Raw genomic sequence first — 12802 nt, forward strand, 5'->3', positions numbered from 1 at the left:
ATCCAGCCCTTCTCTCGACCGGGGAGCGCGACCGTTCGCGTGATCAACCAGGGCGGGCGCCGTCGCGCGCACCCGCGCCGAAGGACGCGCGGCCGAATCCGCCCCCACAGAGTGCCCGTTCGTATTCGAGCATTCGCCTAGACCGCCGCCCCTTGCGGCAGGCCCCGCCACTGGCTATGGCCCGCCACCGCGTCCGGCGGCAATGGCCGAGGCCGGCCGGCGCGACCGACCGGGCGAGGCCCACGACGTGCCTAGAGATTCCCCTAGAGCGTTTCCCCGGATCACCGGACGGCCCCTGTCCGCGTGCGAATGTGTGAGCCACCCCCAGCCTCCCGCCCCCGGTTTTGGAGTGCCATCGATGAACCAGCCGGTGCCCACCGCCGTCCGAAACACCGCTCCGGGCCACGAGCCCGTGGCCGTGGTCGGCCTCGCGTGCCGGCTCCCGGGCGCCGACGATCGGGCCGCCTACTGGGAGCTGCTGGCCGCGGGCCGCAGCGCCGTCACCGACACTCCGCGGGACCGGCGCACGGGCGCACCCGCCCAGGGCTGGCCCACCCCGCACGGTGGCACCGCACCCCTGCGCGGCGGCTACGTCGGCGCACCCGCCGACTTCGACGCCGCGTTCTTCGGTATCTCGCCCCGCGAGGCCGACGCCATGGACCCGCAGGCCCGCCTCGCTCTCGAACTGGGTTGGGAGGCCCTGGAGCACGCCGGTGTCCCGGTCACCGCCGCCCTGCGCGCCGTGGCGGTCTACCTGGGCGTCGACGGGTGCGACTACGCCGACGTCGTCCGCGACGCGGGACAGGGAACCGGACACCACACGCTCACCGGCCTCAACCGCTCCCTCATCGCCAACCGGCTGTCCTACGCGCTCGGCGTCAGCGGCCCCAGCGTGACCGTCGACAGCGCCCAGTCGTCCTCCCTGGCCGCGGTCCAACTCGCCTGCGACAGCCTCCGGCTCGGTGACTGCGGCCTCGCCCTCGCCGGCGGCGTGCACCTCAACCTCAGTGCGCAGAGCTCCCTGGCCGCGGCCCAGTTCGGGGCACTCTCCCCGGACGGCGCCTGCCACACCTTCGACGCCCGCGCCAACGGCTACGTACGCGGCGAAGGCGGCGGCATCGTCGTGCTGAAGCTGCTCGCACGCGCCGTCGCCGACGGCGACCACATCCACGCCGTCATCCGCGGCGGCGCCCTCAACAACGACGGCACCGGAACCAGCATCACCACTCCGGACGCCGACGCTCAAGCGGCCGTCCTGCGCACCGCGTGCCTGCGCGCCGGGGTCGATCCCGCCGGCATCGGCTACGTCGAACTCCACGGCACCGGAACCCGCGTCGGCGACCCCGTCGAGGCCGCCGCCCTCGGCGCGGTGCTCGGCACCGCCGACGGGCGACGCGCCCCGCTCGCCGTCGGCTCCGTGAAGACCAACATCGGCCACCTGGAAGGCGCGGCCGGCATCGCAGGACTGCTCAAGACGGTGCTCTGCCTGTCCCACCGCCGACTCGTGCCCAGCCTGAACCACGACGAGCCGAACCCCGCCATCGACCTCGACGGCCTCGGCCTGCGCGTCCAACGCGACACCACCGTCTGGGCCCCGGCCGTCCCCGGCGAACCACTGATCGCCGGAGTCTCCTCCTTCGGCATGGGCGGCACCAACGTCCACCTCGTCCTCGAAGAAGCCCCCGCCGCCGAAGAGGCCCCGACGCAGCCGCGCTCCACTCCTGCAACCGTGCCATGGCTGGTGTCCGCCGCCACCCCTGGCGCACTCCGCGCCCAGATCGAACGCCTCACCGCACACGTCCGCGACACCGACGCCGACCCCGCCGACACCGCGTGGTCCCTGCTGACCACCCGCACCCCACTCGCGCACCGGGCCCTCGCCGTGGGCTCGGACACCGCCGGTCTGCTCGGCGGCATCACCGCAGCGGCCCCGTCCCACCCCCTCGACGGCGACGTGAACCGGCCCGTGTTCGTCTTCCCGGGCCAGGGCAGCCAGTGGGCCGGCATGGCCGCCGAACTCCTCGCGTCCTCACCCGTCTTCGCGGCACGCCTCACCGAGTGCGGCCAGGCGCTGGCTCCGCACGTCGCATGGGATCTCACCGCGGTGCTGCGCGGTGACGCCGACGCTCCGCCCCTGGACCGGTCCGACGTCGTGCAGCCCGTGCTCTGGGCCGTCATGGTGTCCCTGGCCGCCCTGTGGCAGTCGTACGGCGTCCGGCCCGCCGCCGTCGTCGGACACTCGCAGGGCGAGATCGCCGCCGCCTGCGTGGCCGGTGCCCTCAGCCTGGAGGACGCCGCCCTGGTCGTCGCTCTGCGCAGCAGGATCCTCGTACCGCTGGAGGGCCGCAGCGGAATGGTCGCGCTCGCCCTCTCCGAGGAGGCCGCCCGCCGATTCACCGGGCAATGGGACGGTCGCGTCACCGTCGCCGCCCTCAACGGCCCTGCCTCCACGGTCGTCTCCGCCGACATCGAGACCCTCGACGACATCCTCGCCACCGCGGAGCGCGAGAACATCCGTGCCCGCCGCGTCGGCATCGACTACGCCTCCCATTCTCCGCACGTCGACCCGGTGCGCGAACAGATGCTCGACCTCCTCGCGGGGATCACCCCGCGCCGGCCGGAGGTGCCCTTCCTGTCCACCGTCACCGGTGACCGGCTCGAAGGCCCGGTCACCGACGCCCGGTACTGGTACGACAACCTCCGCAACCCCGTCCTCCTGGAACCGGCCGTGCGTGCGCTGGCGCTCGCGGGTCACGGCGCCTTCGTCGAGGTCAGCCCGCACCCCGTGCTGATCGCCCCGGTCAAGGAGACCATCGAGGCCGCGACCGGCCCCCGGCAGGCGGTGGTCACCGGAACGCTGCGCCGGGGCCAGGGCGGAGCCACCCGGTTCCAGACCTCCCTCGGCGCCCTGTGGAGCCACGGCGCCGACGTCGACTGGACGCCCGTCTTCACCGGTCTGGCTCCCCGGCGCTGTGAGCTGCCCACCTACGCCTTCCAGCGCCGACGGCACTGGGTCACCGGCGCCTCGGACGACGCCGCGAACGCGCCGACGGCCACCGCGACGAGACTCGACGCAGACGCCCCCGCGACCGCCACGGCGACCGTCTCCGGCGACGAGGCGGGCTCCGGACTCGGCGGCGCAGACGCGCTGCGCCTCGTCCGCGAGTGCACCGCGGTCGTCCTCGGCTACCCGGACCAGGCCCAGGTCGATCCGCAACGGACCTTCAAAGACCTCGGCATCGACTCCGTCACCGCCGTCGAGCTGCGCGACCGGATCAACTCCGTCGGCGGCCTCGCCCTGGTGACGACCGCCGTCTACGAGCACCCCACGCCCGCCCGGCTCGCCGAGAGCCTGAGCGTCTCCGCCCCCGCCGCCCCCGCCGCCACCGCGGACGCCGCACGCGATCGCCACGCGGCCGCCGACGATCCGATCGCGATCGTGTCGATGGGGTGCCGCTTCCCGGGCGGCGTCCGCGCCCCCGAGGACCTGTGGCGACTGGTCCACGACGAGATGGACGCCGTCACGGCGTTCCCCACCGATCGTGGCTGGGACGTCGAGACCCTCTACGACCCCGACCCCGACCGCAGCGGCACCACCTATGTCCGCGAGGGCGGATTCCTGTCGGGCGCGGCCGACTTCGACGCGGCCTTCTTCGGGATCTCGCCGCGTGAGGCGACGGCGATGGACCCGCAGCAGCGGCTTCTCCTGGAAACGTCCTGGGAGACGATCGAGCGGGCGGGACTCGACCCCCGTGCCCTGCACGCCACCTCCACCGGCGTCTTCGTCGGAGTCACCGCGCCCGAATACGGTCCCCGCCTCCACGAGGCGGACGAGGCCGTCGAAGGCCACCTCCTCACGGGCACGACGGCCAGTGTGGCGTCCGGGCGCATCGCCTACGCGCTGGGACTGGAGGGCCCGGCGGTCACCGTCGACACGGCCTGTTCCTCCTCCCTGGTCGCCCTGCACCTGGCGGTGCGCGCGCTGCGCTCCGGCGAGTGCTCACTGGCCCTCGCCGCTGGCGCCACAGTGATGTCCGGCCCCGGCATGTTCGTCGAGTTCAGCCGTCAGCGTGGCCTGGCCCCCGACGGCCGCTGCAAGCCCTTCGCGGCCGGTGCCGACGGCACCAACTGGGCCGAGGGTGTGGGTGTGCTGCTGCTGGAGCGGTTGTCGGACGCGCGTCGGCTGGGTCATGAGGTGCTGGCGGTGGTGCGGGGTTCGGCGATCAACCAGGACGGTGCGTCGAACGGGTTGACGGCGCCGAGCGGTCTTGCGCAGCAGCGGGTGATTCGTGCGGCGCTGGCGGACGCGGGTCTGTCGGCGGCGGATGTGGACGTGGTGGAGGCGCACGGCACGGGGACGAGGCTGGGCGATCCGATCGAGGCGCAGGCGCTGCTGGCCACCTACGGTCAGGAGCGCGACGGCGACCGCCCGCTGTGGCTCGGGTCCCTCAAGTCGAACATCGGCCACGCACAGGCGGCGGCCGGCGTCGGCGGTGTGATCAAGATGGTGCAGGCCATGAGGGCGGCGACGCTCCCGAAGTCCCTGCACGCCGAGACCCCCTCGCCGCTGGTCGACTGGTCGTCGGGTGCGGTGGAGTTGCTGGGACAGGCCCGGGTGTGGGAGGAGACCGACGGCCGGCCGCGACGTGCGGCGGTGTCGTCGTTCGGCATCAGCGGCACCAACGCCCACGTCGTCCTCGAAGGCGTGACGCAACCGGCAGTGACCGAGCCCGCTCACCCGGCCGCGGGCGCGCCCGCCCGTGAGGTCGCACTGCCCTGGCTCGTCTCGGCCCGCACTCCGGCCGCGCTCGCGGAGCAGGAGTCCCGGCTCGAGAAGTTCACCGCCGAGGCCGGCTCGCTCGACGCGGTGGATGTGGCGTGGTCGTTGTGGCGGTCGCGGTCGGTGTTCGAGTGCCGGTCGGTGGGTGTTGCGGGTGAGTGGGTGGTGTCGGGTTCTGTGGTGGGTGGTGCGGGGTCTGCGGTGTTCGTGTTTCCGGGTCAGGGTGGGCAGTGGGTGGGGATGGCGGTGGAGTTGTTGGATTCTTCGCCGGTGTTCGCTGCGCGGTTTGTGGAGTGTGGGGTGGCGTTGGAGGGGTTGGTGGAGTGGTCGTTGGTGGATGTGGTGCGGGGGGTGGGGGGTGTGCCTGGGTTGGATCGGGTGGATGTGGTGCAGCCGGTGTTGTGGGCGGTGATGGTGTCGTTGGCTGCGTTGTGGGAGTCGTTCGGTGTGCGTCCTGCTGCGGTGGTGGGTCATTCGCAGGGGGAGATTGCTGCTGCGGTGGTGGCGGGTGCGTTGAGTGTGGTGGATGGTGCGCGGGTGGTGGTGTTGCGGTCGCGGGCGATTGTGGCGTTGGCGGGTGGTGGGGGGATGGTGTCGGTGGCTCTGCCCGCCGAGGGTGTGCGGGAGTTGGTGGGTCGTTTCGGTGGTCGGGTGTCGGTGGCTGCGGTGAATGGTCCGTCGTCGACGGTGGTGTCGGGTGATGTGGGTGCGTTGGAGGAGTTGGTGGGGTTTGCGGAGGGGGCGGGGGTGAGGGTGCGTCGTATTGATGTGGATTATGCGTCGCATTCGGCTCATGTGGAGGTGTTGGAGGAGGAGTTGGCGGGGGTGTTGGGTTCGGTGTCGGCGTTGGTTCCGTCGGTGCCGTTCTTGTCGACGGTGACGGGTGAGTGGGTGGAGGGTGCGGAGACGGACGGGGGGTATTGGTTCCGGAATCTGCGGCAGTCGGTGTTGTTGGAGCCGGTGGTGCGTCGTTTGGTGGGGGAGGGGTTCGGTGCGTTTGTGGAGATGAGTCCGCATCCGGTGTTGACGGTGCCGATCGGTGAGACGGTCGAGGCTGCCGGTTCGGATGCGGTGGTGGTGGGGTCGTTGCGTCGGGGTGAGGGTGGTCTGGAGCGGTTCTATCTGTCGTTGGGTGAGGCGTGGGCGGGGGGTGTGGGGGTGGATTGGGGGCCGGTGTTCGAGGGGTTGTCGCCGTGTCGGGTGGAGTTGCCGACGTATGCCTTCCAGCGCGACCGCTACTGGCTGGAGGCGCCGAAGCCGGTGGTGGCTGCGGATCCGGCGCAGGAGGAGTTCTGGCGGACCGTCGAGGAGGGCGACCTCGAAGGACTCGCGGGCACGCTCGGTGTGCAGGAGGGGTTGGAGAGTGTCGTGCCGGCTCTCGCCGCCTGGCGCACCGCACACCGTGAGCGGGGAGTGGTCGACGGATGGCGGCACCGCGTGGAGTGGAGGCCGCTGACCGCGACCGCCCCCGCCGCCACCGGAGGGACCTGGCTGATCGTCGCCCCCGAGTCTGTGGAAGACGACGACCTGATCACCGACGTGCGAGCGGAACTGGAAGCGCGCGGAGCTCGCGCTGTCGTCGCCGCTGTCGACGCCGCCCGGCTGGACCGTGCGGCGCTCGGGGAACTGCTGAACACCGCCGACGTGTTCGCCGGAGTGCTGTCGCTGCTGGCGCTCGACGAGCGGCCGCACCCCCTGCAGCCGACGGTACCGCTCGGGCTGTCCGGCACCCTCACCCTTCTGCAGGCCCTCGGCGACGTGGACATCGACGCACCGCTGTGGTGTGTGACCCGGGGCGCCGTGGGCGTCGGCGACGACGACGGGCCGGCGGCGCCCGAACAGGCCGGCGTCTGGGGCCTGGGCCGGACCGCCGCCCTGGAACACCCCAAGCGCTGGGGCGGACTCGTCGACCTGCCGCAGGCCGGGGCGAACGGCCTCGCGGGGCTGCTGCTGGACGCCGTCACCGCAGGCCTCGCGGAGGACCAGGTGGCCGTCCGCGACGGCAGGACGTACGGCCGTCGGCTCGTCCACGCCGCCACCCGCGGCAAGCCGGCGCCGCGTGACTGGCGCCCGCGCGGCACCGTCCTCGTCACCGGGGGAACCGGCGCGCTCGGCGCCCATGTCGCCCGCTGGCTGGCCGCCCGCGGGGCCGAACACCTCGTCCTCACCGGCCGCCGTGGCGACGACACGCTCATCGCCGACCTGCGGGACGAATGCGCGGACCGGGGCGCCCGGATCACCGTCGCCGCCTGTGACACCGCGGACCGCCAAGCGCTCGCCGACCTGGTCGACGGACTTGCCGCGAGCGGCAGTCCGGTGCGCTCGGTCGTCCACGCGGCCGGCGTCAGCGTCCTCGGCCCGATCACGGAGACCGACGTCGACGACCTCGCCGCGACGCTGTCCGGCAAGGTTCTCGGCGCCGCCCACCTCGACGAGGTGCTGGACACGACCGAACTCGACGCCGTCGTCTACTTCTCCTCCATCTCCGGCACCTGGGGGGTCGCCGACCACGCCGCCTACGGTGCCGCGAACGCCATCCTCGACGCCCGCGCCGAACGGCGGCGTGCCGACGGCGCGCCCGTGCTCAGCGTGGCCTGGGGGCCCTGGGCCGGCGGCGGCATGATCGCCGAGTCCGTCCAGCACGACCTGCGCCGTCGCGGCGTCCCCGTCATCGAGCCGGGCGCCGCGATCACCGGCCTTCAGCAAGCCCTCGACCACGAGGACACCGTCGTCGCGGTCGCCGACGTCGACTGGCGCCGATTTGCCGAGGTCTTCACGTCCGTACGCGGCAGTGCCCTCCTCTCGGAGCTCACTCCTGCCGGTGTCGAGACGACGGAAACGGCGGCCGGGGCCGCCCAGGGCGACGACGTCTCTGCCGTGTTGCGTGAGATGGCCGATCTCGAGCCCGAGCGGCGGATCGCCGCACTGCGCGCCCTGATCGGCGCCCACGTGGCCACGGCGCTGGGGCACGCGGACGCGGCAGCGGTCAGCGTCGACGCGGCCTTCAAGGAGCTCGGCTTCGACTCCCTCACCGCCGTGACGCTGCGCGACCGTCTGCACCGTGCCACCGGCCTGAAGCTGCCCACCACCGTCGTCTTCGACCACCCCAGCATCTCCGCGCTCGCCGACTGCATCGACGAACTGGCCTTCGGCGGCAGGCGCGCGGACGCGCAACCCGCCACGGACCCGGCGGGCGCGGTCGCTCCGACGGCCGCCGACGAGCCGATCGCGATCGTGTCGATGGGGTGCCGCTTCCCGGGCGGCGTCCGCGCCCCCGAGGATCTCTGGCGTCTTGTGGCCGACGGCATGGACGTCATGTCCCCGCTGCCCACCGACCGCGGCTGGGACCTCGACGCCCTCTACGACGCCGACCCCGACCGCCTCGGCGCCAGCTACGTCCGGGAGAGCGGATTCCTCGACGACGCCGCCGAGTTCGACGCGGCCTTCTTCGGGATCTCGCCGCGTGAGGCGGTGGCGATGGACCCGCAGCAGCGACTGCTGCTGGAGACCGCCTGGGAGACCCTGGAGCGTGCGGGCATCGACCCCAAGACGCTGCGGGGCAGCTCGACCGGCGTGTACGTCGGCCTGACCGATCAGGAATACGCCGCCCGGCTGCGCGCGGCCTCCGGGGACAACGAGGGATACCTCGCGACCGGAGCGGCAGCCAGTGTGGCGTCCGGGCGCATCGCCTACGCGCTGGGACTGGAGGGCCCGGCGGTCACTGTCGACACGGCCTGTTCCTCCTCCCTGGTCGCCCTGCACCTGGCGGTGCGCGCGCTGCGCGCCGGCGAGTGCCGTCTGGCGGTGGCCGGCGCCGCCACCGTGATGTCGGGGCCCGGGGCGTTCGTCGCCTTCAGTCGCCAGCGTGCCCTCGCACCCGACGGCCGCTGCAAGCCGTTCGCCGCAGACGCGGACGGATTCGCCCTGTCCGAGGGTGTGGGTGTGCTGCTGCTGGAGCGGTTGTCGGACGCGCGTCGGCTGGGTCATGAGGTGCTGGCGGTGGTGCGGGGTTCGGCGATCAATCAGGACGGTGCGTCGAACGGGTTGACGGCGCCGAACGGTCCGTCGCAGCAGCGGGTGATTCGTGCGGCGCTGGCGGACGCGGGTCTGTCGGCGGCGGACGTGGACGTGGTGGAGGCGCACGGCACGGGGACGAGGCTGGGCGATCCGATCGAGGCGCAGGCGCTGCTGGCCACCTACGGTCAGGAGCGCGACGGCGACCGCCCGCTGTGGCTGGGGTCCGTGAAGTCCAACATCGGTCATACGCAGGCCGCTTCGGGCATGGCCGGGATCATCAAGATGGTGCAGGCCATGCGTCATGCCACCCTGCCCAGGTCGCTGAGAGGCGACCAGCCTTCCCCGATCGTCGACTGGTCGTCGGGTGCGGTGGAGTTGCTGGGACAGGCCCGGGTGTGGGAGGAGACCGACGGCCGGCCGCGACGTGCGGCGGTGTCGTCGTTCGGCATCAGCGGCACCAACGCCCACGTCGTCCTCGAAGCGCCGCAGCACGATGGCGCCGCTGACCGATCCGAGGCCGTCGAGCGGAACCCGGCGCACGACCGGGCGGTCGTGCCTCTTCTCACCTCGGCCCGCACGGAAGCGGCGTTGGCCGCCCAGGTCCGGCAGTTGACCGCACACCTGGAGTCCACCGCAGCCGACCCGGTGGATGTGGCGTGGTCGTTGTGGCGGTCGCGGTCGGTGTTCGAGTGCCGGTCGGTGGGTGTTGCGGGTGAGTGGGTGGTGTCGGGTTCTGTGGTGGGTGGTGCGGGGTCTGCGGTGTTCGTGTTTCCGGGTCAGGGTGGGCAGTGGGTGGGGATGGCGGTGGAGTTGTTGGATTCTTCGCCGGTGTTCGCTGCGCGGTTTGTGGAGTGTGGGGTGGCGTTGGAGGGGTTGGTGGAGTGGTCGTTGGTGGATGTGGTGCGGGGGGTGGGGGGTGTGCCTGGGTTGGATCGGGTGGATGTGGTGCAGCCGGTGTTGTGGGCGGTGATGGTGTCGTTGGCTGCGTTGTGGGAGTCGTTCGGTGTGCGTCCTGCTGCGGTGGTGGGTCATTCGCAGGGGGAGATTGCTGCTGCGGTGGTGGCGGGTGCGTTGAGTGTGGTGGATGGTGCGCGGGTGGTGGTGTTGCGGTCGCGGGCGATTGTGGCGTTGGCGGGTGGTGGGGGGATGGTGTCGGTGGCTCTGCCCGCCGAGGGTGTGCGGGAGTTGGTGGGTCGTTTCGGTGGTCGGGTGTCGGTGGCTGCGGTGAATGGTCCGTCGTCGACGGTGGTGTCGGGTGATGTGGGTGCGTTGGAGGAGTTGGTGGGGTTTGCGGAGGGGGCGGGGGTGAGGGTGCGTCGTATTGATGTGGATTATGCGTCGCATTCGGCTCATGTGGAGGTGTTGGAGGAGGAGTTGGCGGGGGTGTTGGGTTCGGTGTCGGCGTTGGTTCCGTCGGTGCCGTTCTTGTCGACGGTGACGGGTGAGTGGGTGGAGGGTGCGGAGACGGACGGGGGGTATTGGTTCCGGAATCTGCGGCAGTCGGTGTTGTTGGAGCCGGTGGTGCGTCGTTTGGTGGGGGAGGGGTTCGGTGCGTTTGTGGAGATGAGTCCGCATCCGGTGTTGACGGTGCCGATCGGTGAGACGGTCGAGGCTGCCGGTTCGGATGCGGTGGTGGTGGGGTCGTTGCGGCGGGGTGAGGGTGGTCTGGAGCGGTTCTATCTGTCGTTGGGTGAGGCGTGGGTTCGGGGTGTGGGGGTTGATTGGGGGCCGGTGTTCGAGGGGTTGTCGCCGTGTCGGGTGGAGTTGCCGACGTATGCGTTCCAGCGCAGCCGCTACTGGCTGGATCTGCCCAAGGCGCGGGCCGGTGTCGACCCGGCGCAGGAGGAGTTCTGGCGGACCGTCGAGGAGGGCGACCTCGAAGGACTCGCGGGCACGCTCGGGCTGGACGGAACGGGCGGTCTGGGCGATGTCCTGCCGGCGTTGTCGGCCTGGCATCGAGGGCGGCAGGGTCGGGCGAAGCTGGACAGCTGGCGTTATCGGGTGGCGTGGCGGCCGTATCGGCTCGCCGAAGGGGCCACGCTCGACGGGACCTGGCTGCTCGTCGTACCCGAAGGGCGGACGGACGACGAGGTGACGGTCCGGACGCGACGCGTTCTGGAGGAGGCGACGCGAGTCGTCCCGGTCGTCGTGCCGGCGCGGGCGGACCGGACGGTCGTCGCCGAACTGCTGGACGCCGCCGTGAAACCCGGGGACGCGCCCGCCGGCGTGCTGTCGCTGCTGGCCCTGGACGACGCACCGGACGAGCGCGGCCCGGGCGTCACCGGGGGAGTGCTCGGCTCCATGGCCTTGAGCCAGGCCCTCGCGGACAACGCGATCCACGCCGGACTGTGGTCACTGACGCGCGGAGCCGTCGCCGTCCACGGCGAGGAAGAGCCGGTCGCCGGCCAGGCCGCCGCGTGGGGGCTGCTCCGGGTGGCCGCGCTGGACGATCCCGAGCGGTCCGGCGGGCTGGTGGACCTTCCCGCGGACGGCGGCGCCGAGCTGCTGACACGGCTGCCCGCGCTGCTCGCGGCAGGTGACGCACCCGGCGCGGAGAGCGAGTTCGCGCTCCGGCCCGGGCAGCGAGAAGTGCGCGTCCGCCGGATGGTGCGCGCACCGCTCGCCGGTTCCGCCGAGGCGCCGGTGTGGAAACCGCGAGGCGCCGTACTCATCACCGGAGGCACCGGAGCCCTCGGCGCCCATGTGGCGAGGGATCTCGCCCGCGAGGGCGCGGAGCATCTGGTGCTGACCAGCCGGCGCGGTCCCGGCGCGCCCGGTGCGGCGGAGCTGGAGCGCGAACTGACCGACCTCGGATGCCGGGTGACCATCGCCGCCTGCGACGTGGCCGACCGCGACGCGCTCGCCGCGGTGGTGGGGGGCATCCCGGAGGAGACTCCCCTGACCGCGGTCGTCCACACCGCGGGCGCCGTCGACCGGGCGCGGCCGCTCACGAAGATCGACGCCGACGAGGCCGTCGAGCTGATGCGCGCCAAGGTCGTGGGCGCAGAGAACCTGCACGAGCTGCTGGGCGCACGCCCGTTGGACGCCTTCGTGCTCTTCTCCTCCGGAGCCGGCGTCTGGGGCAACGGCGGCCAGGGGCCGTACGCGGCGGCCAACGCCCACCTCGACGCGCTCGCCGAACGGCGCCGCGCCGCCGGCCTGCCCGCCACCTCGATCGCCTGGGGCGCCTGGGCCGGCGGCGGCATGGTCGACGTCGAGGTCGGCGAGCAGCTGGCGCGGCGCGGAGTGCCCGCGATGGAGCCGACGCTCGCCGTGCGCGCCCTGCGCGAATCGGTGGCGGCGGAAGAGACCACCGTCGTCGTGGCGGACATCCGCTGGGACCGGTTCGTGCCCGCGTACTGCGCCCACGGGCACCGCCCGCTGATCGACGAGATCCCGGACGTACAGACCCTGCTGGCCGCGCAGGCCACCGAGGAGGCGGCCGGGCACACGGCGGACGCGAGCGCGGCGGCCGACGGGCTCCGCGGCGAACTGGCCGCGTTGACGGCGGCCAAACGCAACCGCCGACTGGCCGAGCTGGTCCGGACTCACGTCGGCGCGGTCCTCGGCTCCGGAGCCGCTGAAGGTGTCAAGCCCGGCCGGGCCTTCCGGGACATGGGATTCGACTCCCTGACCGCGGTCGAACTGCGCAACCGGCTCGGTTCCGCACTCGGCGCCAGGCTCTCCGCGACGCTCGTCTTCGACCATCCGACGCCGAAGGCCCTCGCCGACCACCTGGACGCGGAACTCTTCCCCGCGGACGACGTAGACAGCGCGCTCGACCCCCGGCTGAAGGGGATCGAGGCGGCCTACCGTGCCACCTCGGACCCGGTCGGCAGGGCGGAACTCGCCGAGGCGCTGCGCGGGCTGCTCGACTCCTGGGCGGCGCCCACCGGAGCACCCACCCCCGTGACCGTGGACGAGGAACTGGTCGGCGCCTCCGACCAGGACATGTTCGATCTGATCGACAAGGAACTCGGGATCTCCTGAGCGCACCCCCGACAC

1 protein-coding gene is annotated in these 12802 nt (G+C 72.5%); it reads left to right on the forward strand.

Going from position 1 to position 12802, the window contains the following annotated elements:
* The first annotated feature begins 358 nt into the window (after window positions 1-358).
* Entirely contained in the window at window positions 359-12787 is a 12429-nt protein-coding gene (locus tag C6376_RS24250) for a type I polyketide synthase (RefSeq protein WP_159083238.1), read from the forward strand.
* The last annotated feature ends 15 nt before the right edge of the window (window positions 12788-12802 follow it).

The organism is Streptomyces sp. P3, from assembly GCF_003032475.1.
Classification (GTDB): Bacteria; Actinomycetota; Actinomycetes; order Streptomycetales; family Streptomycetaceae; genus Streptomyces.

What these genes read in the sequence shown, in the direction of transcription:
- C6376_RS24250 (WP_159083238.1), top strand. Translation starts at nt 359, where the DNA reads ATGAACCAGCCGGTGCCCACCGCCGTCCGAAACACCGCTCCGGGCCAC.